Origin of the sequence: Cytobacillus solani, from assembly GCF_006704205.1 — a bacterium.
Lineage (GTDB): Bacteria > Bacillota > Bacilli > Bacillales > Cytobacillaceae > Cytobacillus > Cytobacillus solani.
The window spans coordinates 3,105,363-3,130,452 of the sequence record NZ_CP041305.1 but is presented as its reverse complement, the minus strand read 5'-3'; the positions used below and the strand labels follow the sequence as shown (position 1 = coordinate 3,130,452).

Below are 25,090 nucleotides of genomic sequence, written 5' to 3'. Positions count from 1 at the left end.
GAGGTCCTAACCCTTTAAGTAGCCATTATAACCAAAATTTAAGAAGTTCACGAGGACTAGTATACTTTGTTTGATTTCTTTTTGCAATATATGCTTTTAAAAAAATTGTTAAGGGGTCTTCGATTTCCACCTTTATCCCTTTTCCAAAAGGACTGAGAGCATGCAGATATAACAAATACTTCCAATTTAAAATAGGCCTGCCGCTGGAACGGCAAGCCTTAATCATTTGCAATTATTTAGTTGGCAACTTTTACAATTGAGGAATTGAATAATTCCTGAGCCACATATTTTGTTAAGTCAACAACACGGCAAGAATAACCCCATTCATTATCATACCATGCTAGAACTTTCACTTTATTCGAACCAATTACCATTGTTGATAATCCGTCGATAATTGCTGAATGTTCATTTGTATTAAAATCGATGGATACTAATGGCTCATCTGTAATATCTAAAACACCATTTAATGAACCTTTAGACGCGGCTTCAAAAGCATCGTTGATCTGATCAATTGTTACATCCGATTTAAGATCAACAACTAAATCAACTAACGATACGTTCGGTGTCGGTACTCGTAAAGCCATTCCATGCAGCTTTCCTTTTAAATGCGGAAGTACTAATGACAATGCCTTTGCTGCACCTGTTGATGTCGGAATGATTGACTGGCCACATGCACGTGCACGACGTAAATCCTTATGTGGATTATCAATATTTTTCTGATCATTTGTATACGCATGAACAGTTGTCATTAAGCCATTTTCAATTCCGAATTGTTCATCAAGCACCTTCGCAACAGGTGCTAAGCAGTTTGTTGTACAAGAGGCATTAGAAATAATATCATGCTCATCAATGTTTAATGCGCTTTCATTTACCCCCATAACAATTGTCACATCTTCATTCTTTCCTGGTGCCGTTAAGATAACTTTCTTTGCACCAGCTTCTAAATGAAGAGCAGCTTTATCTCGTGAATTAAATTTCCCTGTTGCTTCAATGACGATATCAATATTTAATTGCTGCCAAGGAAGTTCTTCTGGATTACGGTTGCTCAATAATTGAACTCTCTTTCCGTTTACAATAATAGCTCCCTCTTCAGCAATAACTTCCCCTTCAAATTGCCCATGGTTTGTATCATATTTTATTAAGTGTGCCAAAGTCTCTGCAGGATAGCTTGCATTGATGGCAACCACATTAAGTTTGTCGTCAAGAATGGCCTTTCTAAATACCATTCGTCCAATTCTTCCAAAACCATTAATTGCAATATTCGCCTTCATATTACGGCCCCTTCCACATTAATGTTATACTTTTAATGTTTGTTGTTGTAATTAGTATAACATATTGGTGGACATTTGCGATAATTAAAATGTGGAAATTAAATGTTTTATTATTCTGTTAATTCATGAAAAAAAAGGATAAAAAAAGAGCCCTCCGGCTCTTTTAAATCGCATTCCATTTTTTCAGGATGTCTACTAACTGCTTCTTTGTTTCTTCAATTGTTCCATTATTATTAATCACCGCATCTGCCAAGTGAATTTTTTCCCTTAATGACATTTGCGAGCGGATTCTCGCAATTGCGTCCTCTTTCGAAAGCTGATTACGCTCCATTAGTCGATCTAATTGAACCGTTTCATCTACATACACTAATAATGTCTTATCCACTAGAAATGTAAGTTTACTCTCGAAGAGCAATGGAATGTCCATAATAATTAACCTTTCCCCATTACCAATGGCCATTTCTTTTTTCACGATCATTCTTTTCCGCACAGCTGGATGTACAATATTATTGAGCATAAGACGTTTTTCTTGATTATGAAATATAATCGAACCTAATTTTCCCCGATCAATTGAACCATCCGTAAGCAGAACTTCGTCACCAAAGTGGCGGACAATTTCATAATAGGCTTCCTCGCCATTTTCAACGGCTAACCGAGCTTCAATATCTGCATCAATGACTGTTATTCCTTTCTCAATTAAGATGGAAGAAACGGTGCTTTTACCACTTGCAATTCCACCTGTTAAGCCAACAACAATAGACATTCGTTAATTCTCCCTAAACTATTAAATTTTCCAAATTCCCAGCAGAATTAATAGAACGCCAGGAATGAATGAACATTTTTGTACCCAACTGCTTTTAGAAAAAAATGTACCGATTTTCATCCCCATAAAAACAAATAGCGAACTCATGATCGCCACAGTTAATGCTAAATAATATGGAGAATAGCCAAGCATTGCTGCTCCAATTCCCGCACCAAAAGCATCAAGTGATAAAGCAACCCCGAGCATTAATGCTTCTATTCCTGTAATCGTCCCTGATTTATCAAAATCTGCAGACATCGGCTTTTGCAAAATATTAATCACTATCCCTAGTGATTTTATTTCAAAATTGACAATCGTTTTCTCATGCGGAAGAACATCCTTAGCTTTTTCAGTCCGGAAAAATTGATACAAAACCCAAGCACCGAGACCAATAAGAATGATTCCTCCTAAGCTTTCCGCAAATGCAGGAGATAAAAATTGAGCTGAAACACGGCCAATCATCATTGCAGTCATTAATGCAATGGCAGAACAACAGGCGATTATGCCAATTGATTTAAATGGAATATGCATTTTTCTTATGCCATAAGTTAATCCAACACTAAAGCTATCCAGACTTACAGCAAACGCTAATAACAAAAGTGTGATCGAGTACACCATATGAACAGGACTCCTCCCTGACAATCGCTAAGATAGTATATGGAAGAAGCCTATCCTTTGTTAACATGAAATGCGGAGGCGACTGGTCAGCCCCTTTTTAAAAACTTATTTTACTTGGCATTTTGGACAAAAGACCGTTCCACGTCCACCTGAAACCATTCTTTCAAGTGTACTTCCGCAAACCCTGCACTCTTCTCCTTTTCTGCCATAGACAAAAAGCTCAAGCTGAAACATGCCAATTTGCCCTTGAGAGTTTACGTACGATCGAATCGTACTCCCCCCTTTTTGAACTGCTTCTAATAAGGTATCTGAAATTTCCTTATGAAGTCTTTCTATTTCTTCTTTGGATAAATCATCAGCCGCTCTTTCTGGATGAATTCCCGAGCGAAATAATGCTTCATCCACATAAATATTTCCAAGACCAACTACAACTTTTTGATCAAGTAAAACAGCCTTTATATTCCTTTTTGTTTTCGATAGCTTGGAAGCCAATGCTCCAATCGTAAAGTCAGGAGAAAATGGCTCTGGTCCTAATTGTGACAGAGGAAGTGTGTTAAACTCCTCTCCTCTCACATATAGATGCATCGTTCCAAACTTTCTTACATCCTTATATCGCAATTCGGTGCCATCTGTAAAATGAAAAATAACATGGGTATGTTTATCTACGGGCTCATCTTTTTTAAATACGCCGTATCTTCCTTCCATTCTCAAATGTGAAACAAGAGCAAAATCATCCGTATAAAGGATAAGAAATTTCCCTCTTCTTCCAACATCCTTCACAGTCTGTCCGACTAATGCATCCTGAAATTGAGCAATTTCTTCCGGATGCTTAATTATTTTGGGCCAAAAAACGGAAATCTGTTCAATTTCTTTATTATTCACTAATTCCTGCAGGGTCCTGCGGACGGTTTCTACCTCTGGTAATTCAGGCATATTTAATCACTTCCAGTACAATCATTTACTTTATCTTTATCTATCGTTATTTTGCATCAAACCATGTTGGTCCATAAGCGTAATCAACTTTGAGCGGAACCTCAAGCACAACTGCATTTTCCATCACCTCAGGGACAATTTTTTTCAAAATATCTAATTCATCCTTTGGTGCTTCAAAGATCAATTCATCATGTACCTGTAAAAGCAAACGTGTTTTTAAGTTTTCACTTTTCAAACGTTCTGCCATATCTATCATTGCTTTTTTTATAATATCTGCTGCACTTCCTTGGATTGGCGTATTCATCGCTGTGCGTTCTGCAAAGCTGCGCAGATTAAAATTACGGCTTGTGATTTCAGGAAGATATCTTCTGCGATGAAGTAGGGTTGAAACATATCCTTTTTGCTTGGCATCGGCAACAATATCTTCCATATACGCTTTGACCCCTGGATAGCTTTCTAAATACCGTTCAATAAATTGACCTGCTTCTTTTCGGGTAATTCCAAGACTTTGGGATAATCCATAATCACTAATACCGTACACAATGCCAAAGTTAACTGCTTTTGCATGACGGCGCATATTGGAAGTAACGTTCTCTTCACTAACATGAAACACTTCCATCGCAGTTTTTGTATGGATGTCCATATCGTGATTAAATGCCTCAATTAGCTTATCATCCTTCGCAATATGTGCAAGCACCCGAAGCTCAATTTGAGAATAATCAGCAGCAAAGATGACCCAGTCTTTTTCAGAAGGGATAAATGCCTGTCTTATTTTTCTTCCTTCTTCTAGACGGATAGGGATATTCTGAAGATTTGGATCTGTTGAGCTAAGTCTTCCTGTTTGTGTTAAAGCCTGATTAAATCTTGTGTGCACTTTTTCATTGTCCTTGTTGACAATTTTAAGCAAGCCCTCGATATATGTGGACTGAAGCTTTCCAAGCTGACGATAATCGAGGATTTCTCTAACGATTTCATGCTTCGTCTCAAGCTTCTCTAGTACATCTGCTGAGGTTGAATAACCCGTCTTTGTCTTTTTATAAACAGGAAGCCCCAGCTTTTCGAAAAGAATAACCCCTAGCTGTTTCGGTGAGTTGATATTAAACTTTTCTCCAGCTAATTCATGTATACGGCTCTCAATTCCTACTAATTTTGAGTAAATCTCTTCTCCCATGGCTTTTAAACGTTTAATATCCATTTTTACCCCACAGGATTCCATATCTGCAAGAATTAATGATAAAGGCATTTCTAATTCATAAAATAACTCTGCCTGCTGATTATCCTTCAGTTCCTTATCAAGCTTATCTTTCAGCGCTTCTATTGCAGCCGCTTTTCTTGCAAGGTGCATAGCTAACATGCCTTCTTCGGGAACCTGTCTTTTAGCTCCTTTTCCATAGAACGCTTCATCCGATTGAATGGATTCATAGCCATGGCTTTTTGCAACGGAGGCAACATCCTCTATTGTTGCTGATGGGTTAATTAGATAGGAAGCAATTAGCAGATCAAAGCTCACTCCCGCTAAATGAATGCCATGATGGCGAAGCGATACCTCCGACCTTTTCGCATCATAGACAATTTTTTCTTTACTTGCATCCTCTGCCCATTGTTTAAAAACTTGTGAAGCTAATGCTTTCTCTGTGGAAATAAAAAAGGTTCCTTTATCATTAGCAATTGAAAAGCCGATAATATCTGCATAATGATAATTATCTTCAAGCAATTCAATATAAAAAGCATTCTCACCTGAAAAAATATCTTCTGTTATCTCATTAATCACTTCAAACTCAATTTCTTCAAGTTCAACTTCTTCTGATCCTGTTTCACCGCTAAGTTTGTCCAATAATGAATTAAAGCCTAGTTCTTTATAAATGCTGACTACCTTGTCTCTTTCATATCCTTCGTATTCCACTTCACTTAGCTCGATTTCTATAGGTGCTTCCCTCGTAATCGTCGCTAATTCCTTACTCATTAAGGCCTGATCTTTAAATTCCTCCAGCTTTTCCTTCAATTTATTTCCGCCAACTTTGTCAACAGAAGATAAAACCGTCTCAAGTGCTCCAAATTCCTTAAGCAATTTTAGTGCCGTCTTTTCACCAACACCTGGCACACCAGGGATATTATCCGAAGCATCCCCCATAAGACCCTTCATATCAATAATTCGATCCGGTGTAATTCCATATTTTTCTTGAATGTAGGCTGGAGTATAATCTTCAATCTCTGTAATCCCTTTACGAGTGATCGAAACCGTTGTTTTTTCAGAGCTTAATTGTGTGAGATCTTTATCACCAGAAATTATCTTCACTTCAAAGTCATCATTTTCGGCATGGAGGGAGAGCGTACCGATAATGTCATCTGCTTCATAATTTTCTAATTCATAACGTGAAATCCCATAAGCATCCAACAGCTCACGAATAAAGGGAAACTGCTCGGATAGTTCTGGTGGCGTCTTTTGTCTCCCTCCTTTATATTCACTAAATGTCTTATGACGAAATGTTGTCTTCCCTGCATCAAATGCAACTAATAGATGGGTAGGCTTTTCATCCTCAAGAATTCGATTGAGCATCATTGTAAACCCATAAACTGCGTTCGTATGAATCCCTTTGTCATTGTTTAGAAGAGGTAAGGCAAAAAAAGCACGGTAAGCAATGCTGTTGCCGTCAATTAAAACAAGCTTCTTTTTCAAAAAAATTCTCCTTCCTTTGCCTAAAGCAAAAAACCGTTATTTTCCTCCATTTTATCATGAGTAGATAAAGAATGAAAAATAACGGTTTATAAAGTGTTTAGTTTGTATTTCCCATTAATAAGCGGGCATATGGCGAATCAGATGGCAAGACAATAACCGTTTCCCCATTGATTGTCTTTTTATATGATTCTAATGTACGGTACAGGGAATAGAAGCTAGGGTCTTTTGAAAAAGCTTCATTATATATTTTCGCAGCTCCGCCTTCTCCATCTGCTCGAATTTCTTCTGCATCTGCTTGAGCCTTTGATATTATTTCTTTTACCTCTTTATCGGTTTTTGCGATAATAACATTCTTATCCGCATCCCCTTTTGATAAATATTCCTGAGCTTTCGATTGACGTTCAGAAATCATTCTCGTATAAACCGACTGCTCATTCTCTGAAGGCAAATCCGTACGCTTCATTCTTACATCAGTAACAATAATTCCGTAATTATCCTTGTCAAGCAGTTCATTCACTTTTTCCGTAATTCGGTCATTTAATGAACCTCTGGAAGACTTCCCATCATTAATGATCTCTTCATAATTAAGCTGACCTAGCTCTGTACGTGTGACGGAGTAAATGAATTCTTCCATTCTCGATTCTGCACTTTCTAATGTTCTCGCGTTAGCAATCATTTTCTTAGGATCCTCTATTCGCCAAACTGCATAGTTGTCAATGATAATCCGCTTTTTATCCTTTGTATTTATTTCTGCTTCTGAAACATCATAGGTCATTTGATATTGAGGCAAAGTAGACACACTTTGGATAAAAGGAATTTTATAAGACAGACCTGGTTCACTCTCTATTCTAACTACTTCACCAAACTGCCTGATTACTTTATATTCCCCTTCTTTTACAATGAAAAGATTGCTAATAAGGATGCCAATTAAGACAAAAAGGATGACGAAGAAAATACCGAGCTTAATATACTTTCTCCATTGAAGATTATTTCCGCCTCCGCGCTCATTCATATTAACAACATTTTGATCACTCATTATTTTCACTTCCTTCTGCTGCAGGCTTAGGCTCCTCTTTTTCTAGAGGACGAATCGGAAAGTATTTCATTGTATTTCCGTCATCGTTCATAATATAAATTTCTGCATTTGGAAGCACCTGCTCAAGTGTTTCAATCACAAGACGCTCTCTAGTAATATCTGGATTATTCTTGTATTCTGTATATAGCTTATTGAATACTGCTACATCCCCACGCGCTCTTTCTATACGAGCAGACTTCTCTCCTTGTGCCCTCGAAATAAGTGCGTCTTTCTCACCCTCTGCTTCATTCATTTTTTGATTTTTGTATTTTTGGGCTTCATTCAACTTTGTATTCGCTGTTTCTCTCGCATCTGTTACATCTGTAAATGCCTTTCGCACTTCATCATTAGGCAGCTCTACATCCTGAAGCTTAACCGCCAAGACAGATATTCCGATATCATATTTTTGTATTAGCGATGTTAGCAGCTCCCTGACATCTGACTCAATATCAGCTTTTCCAGATGTCAAGGCATCATCAATTTTTGAATTTCCGATAATACTCCTTAATGATGCGGACGTAGCATCATGAAGAATCTCTTTTGGATTTGATGAATTATATAAATATTTTTCCGGATTGGTAATCTTCCATTGAACAACGAGATCGGCCATGACAATATTCTCGTCCCCAGTAATCATCTTTGTTTCTTCAGGAAAATCTTTAGACTTCCCGCTCTTATCTTCATAACCAAATTGAAGACTAAATGTTTCCTTTGAAAGCTTTTCTACACTTTGAATCGGCCATGGCAGTTTAAAATGAAGACCCGGCTCTGTTATTCCTTCTTCAACTTTTCCAAAGGTTAAAATTACCGCTTGATCAGACTCATCTACTGTATACCATGTCGTAAAGGCAGTAATGCCTAATATAATGATTAAAAATACTAGTCCGGTTAGTGTGTAAATTCTCTTTAGACTGACCATTGTCTCTCCCCCTCCAATACATTTCGTTAACTTTTTATACGATTTGATCATAAAAAGGTTTCAATTATATGACAAAACAAATATGAAAAAGGAGAAAGCAGGGGTTGCTTTCTCCTTTTTCTAACTCCTTGGATGAAGGGGTTTTTCAATTATTATTGTAACTGGCAGATATTAAGAGATTATAAAGAGGTTGTAAAAAACATGTAAATTTATATAGAGCCTGCTATGTATCACTCATCAAGGAACTGTTTATTAAGCTCGACTAAAAATGTCGTTCCTTTTCCAACTTGACTAGTGACAATAATATTTCCTTTATGAGCCTCGACAATATGTTTAACAATAGCAAGCCCAAGACCTGTTCCCCCGGAATTGCGGCTGCGTGCCTTGTCGATACGATAAAACCTTTCAAATATCCTTGGAACTTCACTCTCTTCCATTCCAATTCCTGTATCCTTCACTTCAACAAATATGTTGGATGCTGATTCTTTTAAACCTAGGAAAACATGCCCGCAATTTGGTGTATAGGATATGGCATTCGAAACTAGATTTAGAAAGACTTGTTTCAAACGATCTGCATCTCCATCGATTAAAATGGATTTTTTATCCGCTTCAAACTGAAGTTTAATCTCTTTTTCATCAGCCTTCTTATTCAAAATCGCGATTACTTCTTCAAGTGTTGTTCTTATATTAAATTGTTGGATAGAAAGGTGAAAACCAAGCTGTTCCATTTTTGATAGATCTAATAAATCTTGTACAAGCGATTGCAAACGATCACTTTCTTGCAAAATAATTTTCAAAAAAGCTTCTAGTGCTTGCTTATCCTCCATCGCCCCATCTAAAAGTGTTTCAGAAAACCCTTTTATTGAAGTAATGGGTGTTTTCAATTCATGAGAGACATTCGCCACAAAGTCTTTTCTTACTTGTTCAAGTTTTTTTATGTCTGATATATCATGAAATACGAGTAATATCCCCCTCCAAACATCATTTGTTCCAATGATGGGTACTCCGTATATTTCAAAATGCTGCCTTCCATGACTAAGTGGAATAAAAATTTGTTTCCTTACTTTTTGTTCTGTCATAAAAAGCTCTTCGATTATGGAGGTAACTTCCTGTTGCTGAATCACTTCATAATAAAGTTTATTCGTATATTCGGAATCATTAACACGAAACAGTTCTTTATAAGGACGATTGATTAAGCTGATATATCCTTTTTTATCAATTAATATTAAGCCGCTTCCCATATTTTCAATAAGGGCTGCAAGCCGATCCTGATGCATTTCCTGTAATTTTCGCATTTCTTGAAGATTCCTTGCAAGGATATTTATAGAAGCACTAAGCATCCCAGTCTCATCAATCTGATCTTCATACGTACGAGCACGATAGTTTCCTTTTGCTAGTTCAATAGCTGTTTTAGTTGCGGCTTCAATAGGCTTTGTGTAACGATTTGTAATTCTAGTTCCTAATAGAAGGATAACAATGAAGGCAAATCCTAAACAAATTATTAAGATCCACCAAATCTGTTGATAGGCTTTATTGATTTCTGTCATTTTTGTACTAAGCAGAACAAATCCCTCATCTGCTCCTGATTGAACAATTGGTCTCCAGTAATAATGAAGGTCATACCCGTCATCCACCTCGACTAAATGATGCCCTGCAGCGTCCTTTTTGATCATACTCTTTATAACAGCATGATGTTCGTTATTGCTGCTAGCATCATTTAACGGTTTACTATCATAAACAATGACTCCTGAAATATCGACAATCGTTACACGGGCATTTAACACCTTGCTGAATGTATCAATTGACTCACTTTTTAAAGCTAGAATGCCACCCTCATCTTCAACATAACTTGAAATCATTTTAGTCTCTTTTTTTAGTCGCTCATCGAAAGCATTCAAATAATAACTTTTATAAAGCTGTCCAAGTAAAAGCCCTAATCCAATGAGAACTGCAAATATTAATGTGATTAATGCGAAAAGAAGCCTAGATCGAAATTTTGTCATTCTCCTTTCGGCTCCTCCAGCTTATAGCCTAATCCGCGAATGGTTTTTATATAAACAGGCTTTTTCGTATTTTGCTCAATCTTCTCTCGTAAATGGCTTATATGTACGTCTACAATACGAGTATCCCCTGCAAAGTCATAGTTCCATACGGCACTAAGAAGCTGATCTCTCGTCAGAACACGCCCCTTATTTTTTGCTAAATATAATAGGAGCTCGAATTCCTTTGGTGTTAATTCTAATAGTTCATTTTCAATATACGCTTCATAATGATCCGGAATGATTTTTAGACCCGCAATACGAACATATCCCGATTCTTCCTCTGGCATGATCGGTGTATCCATCTGTATTTGTGTTCTCCGCAAAATAGCTTTTACCCTTGCCACTACTTCTCTGGGGCTAAACGGCTTCGTCATATAGTCATCTGCACCCAATTCTAGGCCAAGCACTTTATCAAACTCATCATCTTTTGCAGTTAACATTAATATAGGTATGAGCACCTTCTGTTGACGGAGTTGCTTGCATACCTCAATCCCATCAAGTTTTGGAAGCATAAGGTCAAGTACAATTAAATCTGGTGAATGGGATAAAGCTTGATTAATTCCCGCCTCTCCATCCATCGCTGTAATCACTTTGAAGCCTGCCTGCTGCAGATTATACTCCAATAATGTTAGGATTGATTGTTCATCATCAACAACAAGAATTATCTTCTCCATATTTGCCTCCAAGTTGATATATTCCCCTATTACTCATCCAAGATTGAAAAATTCCCCAAATCATGTATCTTACCTCTAATATAAACTGTGTATCTATTTGTAACAAGGGTAACACTAAACAATATATAAAAAAAGAGACATGCAGCAGCATGCCCCTTCTTAAAACAGTCAATTAAAAATTATCAAGCGCTTCGCCTTCCATTTTATTAAGGCGATGAGGAGGGCATACAAGCAATTTCCCTTTGATCACAGTTTCCTCCTCCTCGTTTGTACCGATTACTTCTATTTGGATCGTGTGACTGCTATTGCTAACCTCAGTTACTTCAAATAGAAACTGTACCGTACCATAGTGGTAAACAGGTTTTAAAAATTCGATTTCTTGCTTTAAAATATGGCTTCCTGGTCCAGGAAGATATTTCGAAATAGCCGAATTAACAATCCCATTCAACATAATACTCGGAACAATTGGTTTTTTATAAGGCGTCTGAGAGGCATAGTCATGTTGAATATAAAGTGGATTGGCATCATTCGTTAAACCTAAATATAATAATAAGTCCTTATCTTCTATTTTTTCAGTTAAAGTTAATTTCTCTCCAACAGAGATTTCTTCAATCTTTCTACCTAATTTTCTTTTTTTCCCAAGTAACATTTTTCTGCACCTCCAAAGTTATGTAAACGATTTCAATGATACTTAAAAAAATAGCTAATAATTATTAAAATTATCAGTCTATTTACTCTATTATATCACTATTATATTATCCAAAAAAGGAATTAAATAAAAAAATTCGGGAATTTCCCGAATTTTTTTATTTATCTTACTATCGTGCAAAAATTATACTAGGACAGCCATTACATTTCGTACTGCTTCAGCTGATTTATCTAATGCAGCTTTTTCATCTGCTGTTAATTCAAGTTCGATTACTTTTTCAATGCCATTTGCGCCAAGAATAGTCGGAACACCTAAATAAATGCCATCATATCCATATTCCCCTTCTAGATATGCGATAGATGGAAGCACACGGCGTTGATCTTTAAGGATGGCTTCGCACATTTCAACTAATGAAGCAGCTGGTGCATAATAAGCACTGCCGTTGCCTAATAAGTTAACAATTTCTCCGCCGCCTTTACGCGTACGTTCAACAATCGATTCAAGACGCTCTTTTGAAATTAGCGTCTCAAGAGGGATCCCGCCTGCATAGGAGTAGCGTACTAACGGAACCATATCGTCTCCATGACCACCTAGCACAAAGCCTGTAATATCTTTTACAGACAGATTTAATTCTTGAGCAATAAATGTGCGGAAGCGAGCTGTATCAAGAATACCCGATTGACCAATTACACGATTTTTAGGAAATCCAGACTCTTTAAAAATTGTATATGTCATTGCATCAACAGGATTTGTTAAAACAACAATGAAACAATTAGGAGAATGCTTTGCAATTTCTTGTGCAACACTCTTCATAATTTTTTGGTTTGTTTGTACTAAGTCATCACGGCTCATGCCAGGCTTACGCGCAATACCAGCTGTTACAACAACGATATCGGAATCAGCTGTATCTTCATAGCTGGAAGTACCAGTAATGTTCGCATCAAATCCTTGAACAGGGCTTGCTTCAAGCATATCTAAAGCTTTTCCCTTTGTTGGGTTTTCCATTTGAGGAATATCAACTAAAACAACATTTCCTAATTCCTTTTGTGCAAGCAGGAATGCAGTAGTTGCACCAGTAAAACCTCCACCAATAACGGAAATCTTTTTACGTTTCAATGACATGACTCGTTCCTCCTTAGAATTATGATCGTATGCAAGGAGGGCTGTTCTTGATCCAAGAACAGCCTCCTACTAACATATATTACTCCATATTTTTGATTAATTCATCACCGAATTCAGAGCATTTCACTTCTGTTGCACCATCCATTAGACGGGCAAAGTCATATGTTACAACTTTAGAAGCAATTGATTTTTCCATTGATTTCACAATCATGTCTGCAGCCTCGTTCCAGCCTAAATGTTCAAGCATTAATACACCAGAAAGGATGACTGAAGAAGGATTTACTTTATCTAATCCTGCATATTTTGGAGCCGTTCCATGTGTTGCTTCAAAAATTGCATGGCCAGTTTCATAGTTGATATTTGCTCCTGGAGCAATACCAATTCCGCCAACCTGTGCAGCAAGTGCATCAGAAATATAGTCCCCGTTCAGGTTCATAGTTGCGACAACATCAAATTCTTTTGGACGAGTTAGAATCTGTTGTAAGAAAATGTCTGCAATTGCATCCTTAACGATGATTTTACCTGCTGCTTCAGCATCAGCTTGAGCTTTGTTTGCTGCTTCTGCTCCTTGCTCGTCTTTAATACGGTCATACTGCGCCCAAGTGAATACTTTATCGCCATATTCTCTTTCAGCAAGCTCATAGCCCCAGTTTTTAAAGGCACCTTCAGTGAACTTCATGATATTTCCTTTATGCACTAAAGTTAGCGATTTACGGCCTTCTTTGATTGCATATTCGATTGCTGCACGAACTAAACGGCTTGTGCCTTCTTCAGAAACTGGCTTAATTCCAATACCAGATGTTTCAGGGAAACGGATTTTATTAACACCCATTTCATCTTGAAGGAAAGCAATTAATTTCTTTACATCATCTGAACCTTTTGCATACTCAATTCCCGCATAAATATCCTCAGTATTTTCACGGAAAATAACCATGTCTGTATCCTGAGGACGCTTAACTGGTGAAGGAACACCTTCAAACCAGCGAACAGGGCGCAAGCAAACAAAAAGATCTAATTCTTGGCGAAGAGCAACGTTTAATGAACGAATCCCACCACCGATTGGAGTTGTTAAAGGACCTTTAATCGCGATTAAATATTCATTAATTACGTCTAAAGTTTCTGAAGGCAGCCATTCGCCTGTTTGGTTGAATGCTTTTTCTCCTGCTAACACTTCTTTCCAGACAATTTTACGTTCACCGTTATATGCCTTTTCCACTGCTGCATCTAATACTCTTGAAGCTGAAGCCCAAATATCAGGACCTGTTCCGTCTCCTTCAATAAATGGAACGATTGGATTGTTTGGTACGTTTAATACTCCATTGCTAACTGTGATTTTTTCACCTTGCATTGTTTATTCCCTCCATTTTTAAAAAGCAGCGGCAGTTTCTAAGCCTTTGGCTTTTATATGTATATAAAACTGCCTTGCATATATCAGAATCAAAGGTTAGAAGGCAAATGCCCCTAACCCACCTTCTTCTTTCTTTATTACAGCAACTTTTAATATAAAAGTAAACGCCATTTTAACAACTTTTAATCGCGTGAGCTTTTCTACTTATCCTCTTAAACCTACAGGTACATATTCTTGCATTCCCGGACCTGTGTAATCGGCACGCGGGCGGATTAGTCGGTTGTTTTCATATTGCTCAAGTATATGAGCCAGCCAGCCAGATACACGGCTTACAGCAAAAATTGGCGTGAATAAGTCATGATCGATACCTAAGCTGTGGTAAACAGATGCAGAATAGAAGTCAACATTTGGTGGCAGATTTTTTTCACCTGTAACAATTTCTTCGATTTGAGTAGACATTTGATACCAATGTGGTTCACCAGTAAGCTCAGTAAGTTTCTTTGACATTTCTCTTAAGTGCTTTGCACGTGGATCTCCTTGACGGTATACACGATGACCAAAGCCCATAATTTTTTCTTTCTTTTCTAGTTTTTCACGAATATATGAATCTACATTTTCAAGTGTGCCGATATCGGTCAGCATTTTCATAACTGCTTCATTGGCTCCCCCGTGTAACGGCCCCTTAAGTGCACCAATAGCAGCTGTGATTCCAGAATATATATCTGATAAAGTCGCGACACATACACGTGCTGTGAAAGTAGAAGCATTTAATTCATGATCAGCATGCAGAACTAAAGCTTTATCAATTGCTTCAATTGCAATAGGCTCCGGTTCCTTGCCAGATAACATGTATAAGAAATTCGCTGCAAAACCAAGGTCTTTTCTTGGCGCAATTGGTTCTAAACCTTTTCTAACCCGAGCAAATGCTGCTACAATAGAAGGCATTTTTGCTTGCAAGCGAATCGCTTTTTTATAATTAGCTTCTGTATCCATTAGATCCGCTTCTGCATCATACAAACCTAAAAGAGAAACAGCTGAACGAAGGGCAGCCATCGGGTGTACTTTATCGATTGGATACATTTTGAAATGTTCTAACACTTCCTTAGGCAACTCTGCATTTTCAGCTAACTGATTTTTCAATTCCTCCAACTCTGATTGAGTAGGTAGTTTTCTATGCCATAAAAGGTAAATTACTTCTTCAAAACTTGCATTTACAGCTAAATCATCAATATTATAACCAACATAAGTTAAAGTATCATCAATGATAGAGCTGATAGATGATGTAGTAGCCACTACCCCTTCGAGTCCGCGTGTTGCTGTCATACTGAATCTCTCCTTTACATAATAAATTTCCCCATACCCTTTGTCTGTACTACCTTTTGAAGTTAAATCCCATCATTTAACCTTTGAAAAAATATTCTGATATTTAAAGGCGCAATTTTAGCCTTTTTACATGCGGCTTATACGCCAACATACAGACCAATTCTTAAGAGACATAAAATCATCATTTAATGAGCGATTGCTCAATACAATAAAAAAGAAAATGCTTACATTTTTCCACAAATCATAACAAAAATACTAGAATAATAGGATGAAAGATAATTTTCATAGAGCCCTGTGAAAATGGTTGTACATTTAAGTCCTATTATAAACAATTATCTGACTTTTGTGAATGAAAAGTGGCGAAAATGTGAAAAAATTATTATTTTTCAAGAAAAGTTATTTATCATTCCCTTGCTAGATAAGAATTAGAATAAAGCATTGGATCATGTTAAAACAATTTTTTACAACTTTTCTTCCATGAAGCTATTCTAACATAACTTTATAAATATTAGAAATATATTTGCTTTTTCTACCATCCTCTTTCAGATGATAGATTTACAGTATTTTCTTATTTTATAGCTGAATTTGAATCCTTTTGCATTTATAACTCGTAGTGGAATGGTGTATGATGAAAGATAGTTAACATTCCTAAAAATAGGAGGTATTTTTTTGAATCCTGTATATTTACATAGGACATTTAGATTTCTTTTAGTGCTCGGCTTTGTTGTGCTCCTTCTCTTAAGCTGTTTTTATTTATCTAAAGTAACGTATCCTTTTATTATCGGATTCGCCATCGCCTTTCTAATTAACCCACTTGTTAACTTCTTAGAAAAAAAGGGACGCATGCCGCGCACCTTAGCTGTACTTGTTAGCATAGTAATCATCATCGGGATCTTTGCTGGCCTGATTACTTTACTTATTGCAGAAATTGTTTCTGGTGCAGACTATCTTTCAAATGTGGTTCCAAAGCATTTAGATACGTTAATTAACTATATTGAGGAATTCTTTGCAGCACAAATCATTCCTCTTTATAATCAGCTGACTAGCTTATTCAAAAATTTAGATATGGGACAGCAGGATACAATCGTAGAAAATATTAAAAATGTTGGCAGTCATATTGGCACAACTGTAGGTGCTTTCATCCAAAACTTTTTCGGGAAAATCCCTAATATTATTTCCTGGTTTCCTAATGCTGCAACAGTGCTGATTTTCTCTTTACTAGGGACATTTTTCATTAGTAAAGATTGGTATCGTCTTTCGACACTTGGCAGCAAGCTTATTCCTAGCAGGGCTAGAGTAAGCGGCAAAACAGTTTTTACCGATTTAAAAAAGGCACTATTCGGATTTGTTAAGGCTCAGGCTACCTTAATTTCGATTACAACAGTCATTATTCTAATCGGATTACTAATCCTTCGTGTAGATTATGCAATCACAATTGCTTTAATTACAGGAATTGTTGATGTCATTCCATACTTAGGAACGGGGTTAATTTTCGTCCCCTGGATCATCTATGAAGCCATAGCAGGGGAAATGAGCATGGCTATCGGCTTAGGCGTTTTGTATGTGATTGTTCTTGTACAGCGCCAAGTGATGGAGCCAAAAATACTATCATCTAATATCGGTATGGATCCGCTAGCTACATTGGTTGCATTATTTGTTGGATTTAAGCTCATTGGCTTTCTTGGTTTGATTGTTGGACCTGTTACCCTTGTTATTTTAACTACCCTTCATCGGGCAAACGTATTCCGAGATATTTGGGCGTTTATTATAGGGAAGAATGAAAACAAAGCCTAGATAAAAAATATGGAATAACTCAATTCGATGTAATATTCGAAGTTGTTTCAGCTATATTGGACAAAAAAATAATATATTCGCCGTCGATCGCATGATATTGGACAATAATAATATATATTAGCCGTCGCACCAACTATATTCGCCAAATCATAAAAAAGGTCACTCCTTCTGGAGTGACCTTCTTATATTTCATTATCGTATGACCGTGATCGTATTTCTATCCATCCATCTTCTAAAACCTTTTAAAATCAGTTTTCTAAAGAAGGATTGTGTTGGTGGAGCCAGCAGCAAAAAGCCAGTAATATCGGTAATAAATCCTGGGGTAAGCAAGAGAATGCCGCCAGCTAAAATACAAATGCCTTCTAAAATAGCCTCACCAGGCATTTGTCCATACCGAAGCTGCTCCTGCACTTTTCTTATCGCCTCTAACCCTTGCTTTTTTGCAAGATAGGCACCTAGAACTCCTGTAAAAAGAATGACTCCTAACGTAGGCCATACACCAATCACATTGCCTGATAGCAGTAAGACACCGATTTCCGCTGCGGGTACAATGATAATTAGTAAGAGTAAGTAGCGCATGATGCCACCTCTTTTAAATTGGATTATTCCCTATTATAGCAGAAATCCAATTGTCTATATAATTTATTTATAGAACACTTGCATGCCCATTGTAGATAACACCACGATTAGAGTCAACAGTAATTTCCTGCCCGTCTTTTAGTAAGGTTGTGGCATTTTCAACACCAACAATGACTGGAATCCCTACATTTAAACCAACGACTGCTGCGTGGCTTGTCAGCCCGCCTTCTTCAGTTATTAATGCACTGCATTTTTCAATCGCAGGCACCATCTCACGATCTGATCCAATTGTAACTAATATAGACCCTTCTGTTACCTTTGCTAATGCTTCTGCAGCATTACGAGCGATAACAACCCTTCCAAACGCAGATTTACGACCAATTCCCTGTGCCTTTGCAAGAATGTCGCCTATTACATGAATTTTCATAAGGTTCGTTGTTCCTGCCTCACCAACCGGCACACCTGCAGTTATAACAACTAAATCACCAGAAGAAACAATTCCGCTATTTAGGCTTTCTTCCACAGCAGTATCTAGCATATCATCTGTTGTTGTAGCTTTTTTACCAATACACGGGTAAACGCCCCAAGCTAATGCAAGCCGGCGTGATACATAGTCATTGGATGTAACAGCAACGATTGGCGCCTTTGGTCGATATTTAGATATCATTCTTGCTGTATGGCCACTTTCAGTCGGAGTAATAATCGCGTCTACATCTAAATTTAATGCCGTATGTGCAACCGATTGGCCAATGGCATCGGTAATATTATGCTCGTTATCTTTACTGCGAGTAGATAATATTTCTTTATGAGCTAATGCCGTTTCTGCCCGTGAAGCAATATTATGCATCGTTTGAACAGCCTCAACAGGGTATGTTCCAGCAGCTGTTTCACCTGAAAGCATGATAGCATCTGTCCCATCAAATATAGCATTAGCAACATCGCTTGCTTCTGCACGGGTCGGACGAGGATTTCGCTGCATGGAATCGAGCATTTGAGTCGCAGTAATGACTGGTTTTCCTTGAGCATTACATTTTTTGATTAATTCCTTTTGAACTAATGGTACTTCCTCCGCAGGAATTTCAACTCCCAAATCACCCCTTGCAACCATCAGGCCATCTGAAATCTCAAGAATTTCATCGATTTTATCGACACCTTCCTGATTTTCAATTTTGGGTATGATATTAATATGTGAAGCATTATTTTCTTCTAATAACTGCCGAATTTCTAAAACATCTGAAGCCCTTCGAACAAAAGAAGCAGCGATGAAATCAATTCCTTGTTCAATTCCAAAAAGGATGTCTTTTGCATCTTTTTCAGTAATTCCAGGCAAGTTGACAGAAACACCTGGTACGTTAACACCCTTTTTATTTTTTAATGTACCGGTATTTAATATTTTCGTATAAATTTCTTTCGCTTCTTGGTCAATTTTTATCACTTCAAGACCAATTAATCCATCATCTAGCAAAATTTTGGAACCTGTATGAATATCATCAATTAAACCTGAATATGTAACAGAAAATTTCTCTGTTGTACCTTCTACTTCATTCATAGAAACAATAATATCGTTTCCAGCAACTAATTCTATCGCATCATTTTTCATATTATGTGTGCGAATTTCTGGTCCCTTTGTATCCAAAAGAATAGCAATTGTTTTTCCTGTTCGTTTTGCTGCTTCCCGAATATTTCGAATTCGCATGCCATGTTCTTCAAAATTGCCATGTGAAAAATTCAAACGGGCAACATTCATACCAGCTTCAATGAGTTGAACTAATTTTTCTACACTTTCACTTGCCGGTCCAATCGTACAAACTATCTTGGTTTTACGCATACTTACTCCTCCTCATTAGAAAAGCGCAAGCGCCTTTGGAACAACCAAAGTGCAGCTAGTTCCTGCGAGGATTACTCATAGGAGCTTTCCTTAGTGCACACCCGGAGGCAGGCCGCTTGCGCTAGACAATCATCTGACTAAAAAGTTATAAAAATTAAATAGAAAGCTCTTTTGATAATTTATATAGATCCATATCGATTACATGCTCTTTGTCGAGAATATCAATAATGTCATGATCAACAACCTGATTATTCACAATCCCCACTGCGCGCCCACCTATGCCCTCCAGCAAAAGCTCTACCGCTCGTGCCCCAAGGCGACTTGCCAGGACACGGTCAAAAGCCGTAGGAGAGCCACCGCGCTGCATATGGCCTAGAACAGAAACTCTTGTATCAAAATTAGTTGCTTCCTCCAACTCTTTCGCAAATTCCATGCCGCTTGATACACCTTCAGCAACGATAATAATACTATGTTTCTTGCCGCGTTCATGCCCCTTCATTAATCGAGAAGCGATTTCATCCATATTATAATTTTCTTCTGGAATCAAAATCGTTTCCGCTCCTCCTGCTAGTCCTGACCAAAGTGCAATATCACCTGCATTTCTTCCCATAACTTCAATGATAAATGTTCGTTCATGAGAAGTTGCCGTATCACGAATCTTATCTATTGCATCAATAACTGTATTTAATGCTGTATCAAAGCCAATCGTAAATTGTGTACCTTCAATATCATTATCTATTGTTCCAGGCACACCTGAACATGGAAACCCTTGTTCAGTCAAAGCTTTTGCCCCTCGGTACGAACCATCACCACCGATGACAACTAGACCTTCAATTCCATGTTTTTTTAATTGCTCGATTCCTTTTTGCTGACCTTCCTTCGTTCTAAATTCTTCGCATCTCGCCGAATAAAGAATCGTACCTCCTCGGTGGATGATGTCTCCAACTGAACCAAGCTCAAGCTTTTTAATATTTCCGCTGATTAAGCCTGCATATCCGCCAAATATTCCATAAATTTCTACATTATGATAGATTGCCTTCCGAACAACTGCCCGAACGGCCGCGTTCATACCGGGAGAATCTCCCCCGCTTGTCAGTACGCCAATTCTTTTCAAATGGATCACCTCGAAAAAATTTCCCAATTACTGATGTAGGCACTTCACAGATCAATCCTATTCATTTGATCATTCATACCATCTTATTATAATCAAAACAAGCAGTATTATTTTTCCACTTAGAACAGGCATGCCATTCATAAGCGAATAGGTATATTTTTCTTCTCCCTATTAAAATACCATGAAGAATCAGCTATCACAACTTAATGAAAGCAATCTATAAAAAAGGTGCAAAAATCAGTGATCAAATTAAAGAATACAAACAATTCTAACTCTTTACCACAAAAGAAAAGCATGCTTCAAGCACGCTTTTAATTTACACCGATAAACTCCTTTATAACGGAGTGCTCACCAATTGATTTGTATTTATCATATCGATGCGAGACTAACTTTTCCTCACTCAAGCTGCGAAGCTCCTTAAGTGATTTATGAAGAATAGTATCCATTTTTTCCGCCTGGGCCTTTACATCTTTATGTGCTCCACCTTTAACTTCTGGAATAATTTCATCAACAATTCCTAATTCCTTCAAGTCAGGTGCAGTGATTTTCATGCTTTCAGCCGCTCTCTTTGCTTGTCCAGCATCCTTCCATAAAATCGCAGCCGCCCCCTCAGGTGAGATGACCGAGTATGTGGAGTTTTCCAGCATATGAATATGGTTGCCAACCCCTAAAGCTAGTGCTCCGCCACTTCCGCCTTCTCCGATTACAATACAGATAACGGGTACTTTTAAACTGGCCATTTCAAATAGGTTGCGTGCGATTGCTTCACTCTGCCCACGCTCCTCTGCTGCTTTTCCAGGATAGGCTCCCTTCGTATCGATAAAGCAAATGATTGGCCTTCTAAACTTATCCGCCTGTTTCATAAGTCTTAACGCTTTTCGATACCCTTCCGGATGTGGCATTCCAAAGTTTCTGCGGATATTTTCTTTCGTATCCTTTCCTCTTTGATGACCAATTACCGTAACAGGTAATCCTCTATATTTGGCAATTCCCCCAACGATTGCCTCATCATCGCCATACGTCCGATCTCCATGACATTCAAAGAAATCAGTAAAAAGAAGGGAGATATACTCTAAAGTAGTCGGGCGTCCAGGATGACGAGCAATTTGCACCCGATCCCAAGGCTTCATATGATCATAAATATCTGCTTCTAATTTTTCTAATCGAGCTTCCAGCTTTTCTATTTCAGAAGATAGATCAACATCCGCATTCATCGTAAATTCCTTAAGTTCGGCTATTTTTTTTCTAAGTTCAATCACCGGTTTTTCAAATTCAAGCTCCCCTACCATTCGAGGTCACCGCCTTGTTGATGTATAGATAATATAGTAGCAATCTTTTCTTTCAGCTCAATTCTTGAAATCACTGCATCCAATTGCCCATGCTTCATCAGAAACTCAGATGTCTGGAAATCCTCAGGTAATTCTTCTCGTATCGTTTGTTCGATAATTCTTCTACCTGCAAAACCAATTAACGCACCCGGTTCAGCTAAATTATAGTCACCAAGAGAAGCGAAGCTTGCAGATACGCCTCCAGTAGTCGGATGAGTCATAATGGAGATAATTAATCCGCCATTATCACTAAATCTTTTTAACGCAACACTTGTTTTGGCCATTTGCATTAGGCTAAGGACTCCTTCTTGCATTCTTGCGCCGCCAGAGGCAGTAAAAATGATAAAAGGAACGGATAACTCATCTGCTTTTTCAATGGCCAGTGTAATTTTTTCTCCTACAACAGATCCCATACTTCCCATTCGGAAGGTTGAATCCATCACTGCGACAACGATCGTTTGACCATCAACTGTCCCTATTCCTGTTACAACAGCTTCATTAATTTCCGTTTTCTTTCTGTCCTTTTCCAGCTTTTCAAGATAATCTGGAAAGTTCAATGGATTCTCTGAGATCATACCAGCATTCAATTCTTCAAAACTATTTTCATCAAGGAAGCTAGCCAAACGCTCTTTTGAGTTCATTGAATGATGGTATTGGCAATGAAAACATACCTTTAAATTTTTGACAAGTTCTTTTGTATACATGATTTTTTTACAATTAGGACATTTTGTCATAATTCCTTCGGGAACATCCTGCTTTGCCATTTCCGAAGGGATTGTGGCATATTTTTTCTTTTTTGATTTTGTAAAAACTTTTAGCAAAGTGAAACCTCCCTGTAACGTTCGTTCATATTTTAAGTGGTCAGACCACCTTTTCAAAAAATAATACCCCTGAAAATACATTGTTCAAATCAAGAGTGGCTCGTCTATTCTATTCAATATAAAATAAAACCGCTACAAAATGTGCAAAAAATTGTCGTTAATTCTTCGACAATTTTCTCAATGATTTATATGCGTTTCTAATCAACGATTCATTCCTTGTTATCAACATGTCGATTAATTGAACATATTCTTCTTTTGATGTAGCTATTTGATCTAGCTGCAAGGAATTATAATAATCTTTTAAAATAATCCACATTCTAAGGAATAAATGATTTTCAGTTAATCGAACGACCTTTAAAAAGAATTCATCATCTGTGTAATGAGCTGTCTCAGCCCAGCTTTTAAATTCTTGAAGCTGACCATCTGACGACTTATGAAGATTCAGCCATAAGCAGTCTAACTCAATTAAATATTTTGTTTCAATAATATCTCTTTTTGCATTCTCATCCTGAAGAATAAATGTACTTAATAACTGAACGAGCTGATGTCCGCCATAATCACGGATATATGTTCCTTCCCCTCTTCTCGTCTCAATGAGACCCAGAAGTTCAAGAGCCCTTAGTGCTTCACGAACGGATGAGCGCCCAACATTTAGGCGCTCAGACAGTTCACGTTCAGAAGGTAATTTATCACCAGGCTTTAAGTTTTTTCTTTCAATCATAAGCCTAAGCTCATTTACAATTTCAACATAAATCTTTGTGTCTTTTCGAGACTGACTCACGTTAATGGATCACTCACTTTTCCCAATAACAGATAGTTTTCTTGTTTTTTCTTTAATTTCATCTGGATCCACTTTAATCCGTGCAACGCCTGTTTCCATAGCTGCTTTTGCCACTGCTGCCGCAACTTCAGGCGCTACTCTGGGATCAAATGGAGCAGGAATAACATAGTCAGCATGTAATTCCTCATCTTTTACTAAGCTTGCAATTGCCTCGACAGCTGCAATTTTCATTTTTTCATTGATATGTGTTGCTCTAACATCTAAAGCACCGCGGAAAATCCCTGGGAATGCAAGAACATTATTCACTTGGTTAGGAAAATCAGATCTTCCCGTTCCGATGACAGAGGCTCCTGCTGATTTTGCTTCCTCTGGCATGATTTCAGGTGTTGGGTTAGCCATTGCAAAAATAATCGGATCCTGATTCATTGTTTGAACCATTTCTGCAGTTAATGAGCCAGCAGCTGAAACACCGATAAATACATCTGCACCTTTAATGGCGTCTGCAAGGCTTCCTTTTGCATTATCCCGATTTGTATATTTTGCTACTTCATTTTTTATATCATTCATTCCTTCAGGACGTCCTTCGTAAATAGCCCCTTTTCGATCGCACATGATAATATCGCGCACTCCATACGTGTATAAAAGCTTAATAATTGCGATTCCTGCAGCTCCTGCACCATTAGCAACTACACGAATTTCATTCATTTTCTTTCCGACAATCTTTAACGCATTTACTAGACCAGCAACAGTTACAATCGCCGTTCCATGCTGATCATCGTGAAAAACTGGAATGTTTGCTTCTTTTTTTAGACGTTCTTCAATTTCAAAACATCTTGGGGCAGCAATATCTTCAAGATTGACTCCACCGAAAGTTGGTTCAAGCAATTTAACCGTTTCGACGATTTTATCAACATCTGTTGTATTCAAGCAAATTGGAAATGCATCTACCCCCGCAAAGCTTTTAAAAAGAACTGCCTTTCCTTCCATTACTGGAAGTGCTGCTTCAGGGCCAATGTTACCTAGACCAAGCACCGCCGTACCGTCTGAAACAACAGCTACCATATTTCCCTTCATTGTATACTCATATACCGTTTCCGGCTTATCATAGATCTCCTTACACGGCTCGGCAACACCTGGGGAATAAGCTAAGCTTAAATCTGCGGCATTTTTCACTTCTACCTTAGACTTTGATTCTAATTTCCCTTTGTTCATTCTATGCATATGAAGTGCTTCTTCACGTAAAGTCATCTAATATTCACTCCTTATATTAACAACATGGACATAGTCATTAAACGATAAAATTCAAGGTAATCTTTCTCTTTTAATTCTGCCCCTGCCCTGCACATATTTCACTTCTAGTACAGTGGTCAGACCAGTCGTTTCTTAACAAAT

The 25,090-nt window shown here is 37.7% G+C and carries 21 protein-coding genes; 1 reads left to right on the top strand and 20 read right to left on the bottom strand.

The window, feature by feature from the left end:
* Positions 1-236: 236 nt before the first annotated feature.
* From FI644_RS15670 to citZ, 13 genes are all read right to left on the bottom strand, one after another.
* Positions 237-1,271, bottom strand: coding sequence for a glyceraldehyde-3-phosphate dehydrogenase (locus FI644_RS15670; RefSeq protein WP_053477269.1), 1,035 nt, complete (start codon positions 1,269-1,271; stop codon positions 237-239).
* 163 nt (positions 1,272-1,434) lie between these two features.
* Positions 1,435-2,034, bottom strand: coding sequence for a dephospho-CoA kinase (coaE, locus tag FI644_RS15665; RefSeq protein WP_053477270.1), 600 nt, complete (start codon positions 2,032-2,034; stop codon positions 1,435-1,437).
* Positions 2,035-2,055: 21 nt separating this feature from the next.
* Entirely contained in the window at positions 2,056-2,691 is a 636-nt protein-coding gene (gene ytaF / locus FI644_RS15660) for a sporulation membrane protein YtaF (protein ID WP_053477271.1), read from the bottom strand.
* A gap of 105 nt (positions 2,692-2,796) precedes the next feature.
* Entirely contained in the window at positions 2,797-3,624 is an 828-nt protein-coding gene (gene mutM / locus FI644_RS15655) for a DNA-formamidopyrimidine glycosylase (protein ID WP_053477272.1), read from the bottom strand.
* Positions 3,625-3,670: 46 nt separating this feature from the next.
* Positions 3,671-6,301, bottom strand: coding sequence for a DNA polymerase I (polA, locus tag FI644_RS15650; RefSeq protein WP_053477273.1), 2,631 nt, complete (start codon positions 6,299-6,301; stop codon positions 3,671-3,673).
* 97 nt (positions 6,302-6,398) lie between these two features.
* Positions 6,399-7,337 (bottom strand): protease modulator HflC, encoded by a 939-nt coding sequence (gene hflC / locus FI644_RS15645; protein ID WP_053477274.1) that lies wholly within the window; start codon positions 7,335-7,337, stop codon positions 6,399-6,401.
* Entirely contained in the window at positions 7,330-8,295 is a 966-nt protein-coding gene (gene hflK / locus FI644_RS15640; RefSeq protein ID WP_053477275.1) for an FtsH protease activity modulator HflK, read from the bottom strand. The genes hflC and hflK overlap by 8 nt, the downstream gene beginning before the upstream one ends.
* Positions 8,296-8,525: 230 nt before the next feature.
* On the bottom strand, positions 8,526-10,298 hold the full coding sequence (gene pnpS / locus FI644_RS15635; protein ID WP_056685963.1) for a two-component system histidine kinase PnpS: 1,773 nt from the start codon (positions 10,296-10,298) through the stop codon (positions 8,526-8,528).
* A complete protein-coding gene (locus tag FI644_RS15630; protein WP_053477277.1) occupies positions 10,295-11,011 on the bottom strand; it encodes a response regulator transcription factor in 717 nt (238 codons plus the stop codon). The genes pnpS and FI644_RS15630 overlap by 4 nt, the downstream gene beginning before the upstream one ends.
* A 172-nt stretch (positions 11,012-11,183) precedes the next feature.
* On the bottom strand, positions 11,184-11,660 hold the full coding sequence (locus FI644_RS15625; RefSeq protein WP_053477278.1) for a MaoC/PaaZ C-terminal domain-containing protein: 477 nt from the start codon (positions 11,658-11,660) through the stop codon (positions 11,184-11,186).
* A gap of 183 nt (positions 11,661-11,843) precedes the next feature.
* Complete coding sequence (gene mdh / locus FI644_RS15620) at positions 11,844-12,782, bottom strand: malate dehydrogenase (protein ID WP_056685966.1); 939 nt, start codon at positions 12,780-12,782, stop codon at positions 11,844-11,846.
* 79 nt (positions 12,783-12,861) lie between these two features.
* Positions 12,862-14,130, bottom strand: a complete 1,269-nt coding sequence (gene icd, locus FI644_RS15615) for an NADP-dependent isocitrate dehydrogenase (protein ID WP_056685969.1) — start codon at positions 14,128-14,130, stop codon at positions 12,862-12,864.
* A 204-nt stretch (positions 14,131-14,334) separates the two neighbouring features.
* Positions 14,335-15,453, bottom strand: coding sequence for a citrate synthase (gene citZ, locus FI644_RS15610; protein WP_056685973.1), 1,119 nt, complete (start codon positions 15,451-15,453; stop codon positions 14,335-14,337).
* A gap of 669 nt (positions 15,454-16,122) precedes the next feature.
* Here citZ and ytvI point away from each other — a divergent pair.
* The gene (gene ytvI, locus FI644_RS15605) at positions 16,123-17,247 is read left to right on the top strand and encodes a sporulation integral membrane protein YtvI (protein WP_053477282.1); all 1,125 of its coding nucleotides are present in this window, start codon (positions 16,123-16,125) and stop codon (positions 17,245-17,247) included.
* A 192-nt stretch (positions 17,248-17,439) separates the two neighbouring features.
* On the opposite strand, the gene FI644_RS15600 is transcribed toward ytvI, so the two are convergent.
* From FI644_RS15600 to ystJ, 7 genes are all read right to left on the bottom strand, one after another.
* The gene (locus FI644_RS15600; RefSeq protein WP_056685976.1) at positions 17,440-17,826 is read right to left on the bottom strand and encodes an FxsA family protein; all 387 of its coding nucleotides are present in this window, start codon (positions 17,824-17,826) and stop codon (positions 17,440-17,442) included.
* Positions 17,827-17,893: 67 nt separating this feature from the next.
* Positions 17,894-19,654, bottom strand: a complete 1,761-nt coding sequence (gene pyk / locus FI644_RS15595) for a pyruvate kinase (protein ID WP_053477284.1) — start codon at positions 19,652-19,654, stop codon at positions 17,894-17,896.
* A gap of 154 nt (positions 19,655-19,808) precedes the next feature.
* Entirely contained in the window at positions 19,809-20,768 is a 960-nt protein-coding gene (gene pfkA, locus FI644_RS15590) for a 6-phosphofructokinase (protein ID WP_142108599.1), read from the bottom strand.
* Between the two features lie 311 nt (positions 20,769-21,079).
* Positions 21,080-22,057 (bottom strand): acetyl-CoA carboxylase carboxyl transferase subunit alpha, encoded by a 978-nt coding sequence (gene accA, locus FI644_RS15585; protein ID WP_053477286.1) that lies wholly within the window; start codon positions 22,055-22,057, stop codon positions 21,080-21,082.
* Positions 22,051-22,860, bottom strand: coding sequence for an acetyl-CoA carboxylase, carboxyltransferase subunit beta (accD, locus tag FI644_RS15580; protein ID WP_053477604.1), 810 nt, complete (start codon positions 22,858-22,860; stop codon positions 22,051-22,053). The genes accA and accD overlap by 7 nt, the downstream gene beginning before the upstream one ends.
* Positions 22,861-23,074: 214 nt before the next feature.
* Positions 23,075-23,638 (bottom strand): FadR/GntR family transcriptional regulator, encoded by a 564-nt coding sequence (locus tag FI644_RS15575; RefSeq protein ID WP_053477605.1) that lies wholly within the window; start codon positions 23,636-23,638, stop codon positions 23,075-23,077.
* Between the two features lie 69 nt (positions 23,639-23,707).
* Positions 23,708-24,946 (bottom strand): NADP-dependent malic enzyme, encoded by a 1,239-nt coding sequence (gene ystJ, locus FI644_RS15570; RefSeq protein WP_053477287.1) that lies wholly within the window; start codon positions 24,944-24,946, stop codon positions 23,708-23,710.
* Positions 24,947-25,090 lie beyond the last annotated feature (144 nt).

Bases quoted from the DNA above. Each gene is read 5' to 3' on its own strand.
- FI644_RS15670 (WP_053477269.1), bottom strand. From the start codon at position 1,271: ATGAAGGCGAATATTGCAATTAATGGTTTTGGAAGAATTGGACGAATG.
- coaE (WP_053477270.1), bottom strand. From the start codon at position 2,034: ATGTCTATTGTTGTTGGCTTAACAGGTGGAATTGCAAGTGGTAAAAGC.
- ytaF (WP_053477271.1), bottom strand. From the start codon at position 2,691: ATGGTGTACTCGATCACACTTTTGTTATTAGCGTTTGCTGTAAGTCTG.
- mutM (WP_053477272.1), bottom strand. From the start codon at position 3,624: ATGCCTGAATTACCAGAGGTAGAAACCGTCCGCAGGACCCTGCAGGAA.
- hflC (WP_053477274.1), bottom strand. From the start codon at position 7,337: ATGAGTGATCAAAATGTTGTTAATATGAATGAGCGCGGAGGCGGAAAT.
- hflK (WP_053477275.1), bottom strand. From the start codon at position 8,295: ATGGTCAGTCTAAAGAGAATTTACACACTAACCGGACTAGTATTTTTA.
- pnpS (WP_056685963.1), bottom strand. From the start codon at position 10,298: ATGACAAAATTTCGATCTAGGCTTCTTTTCGCATTAATCACATTAATA.
- FI644_RS15630 (WP_053477277.1), bottom strand. From the start codon at position 11,011: ATGGAGAAGATAATTCTTGTTGTTGATGATGAACAATCAATCCTAACA.
- FI644_RS15625 (WP_053477278.1), bottom strand. From the start codon at position 11,660: ATGTTACTTGGGAAAAAAAGAAAATTAGGTAGAAAGATTGAAGAAATC.
- mdh (WP_056685966.1), bottom strand. From the start codon at position 12,782: ATGTCATTGAAACGTAAAAAGATTTCCGTTATTGGTGGAGGTTTTACT.
- icd (WP_056685969.1), bottom strand. From the start codon at position 14,130: ATGCAAGGTGAAAAAATCACAGTTAGCAATGGAGTATTAAACGTACCA.
- citZ (WP_056685973.1), bottom strand. From the start codon at position 15,453: ATGACAGCAACACGCGGACTCGAAGGGGTAGTGGCTACTACATCATCT.
- FI644_RS15600 (WP_056685976.1), bottom strand. From the start codon at position 17,826: ATGCGCTACTTACTCTTACTAATTATCATTGTACCCGCAGCGGAAATC.
- pyk (WP_053477284.1), bottom strand. From the start codon at position 19,654: ATGCGTAAAACCAAGATAGTTTGTACGATTGGACCGGCAAGTGAAAGT.
- accA (WP_053477286.1), bottom strand. From the start codon at position 22,057: ATGGTAGGGGAGCTTGAATTTGAAAAACCGGTGATTGAACTTAGAAAA.
- accD (WP_053477604.1), bottom strand. From the start codon at position 22,860: ATGGCAAAGCAGGATGTTCCCGAAGGAATTATGACAAAATGTCCTAAT.
- FI644_RS15575 (WP_053477605.1), bottom strand. From the start codon at position 23,638: ATGATTGAAAGAAAAAACTTAAAGCCTGGTGATAAATTACCTTCTGAA.
- ystJ (WP_053477287.1), bottom strand. From the start codon at position 24,946: ATGACTTTACGTGAAGAAGCACTTCATATGCATAGAATGAACAAAGGG.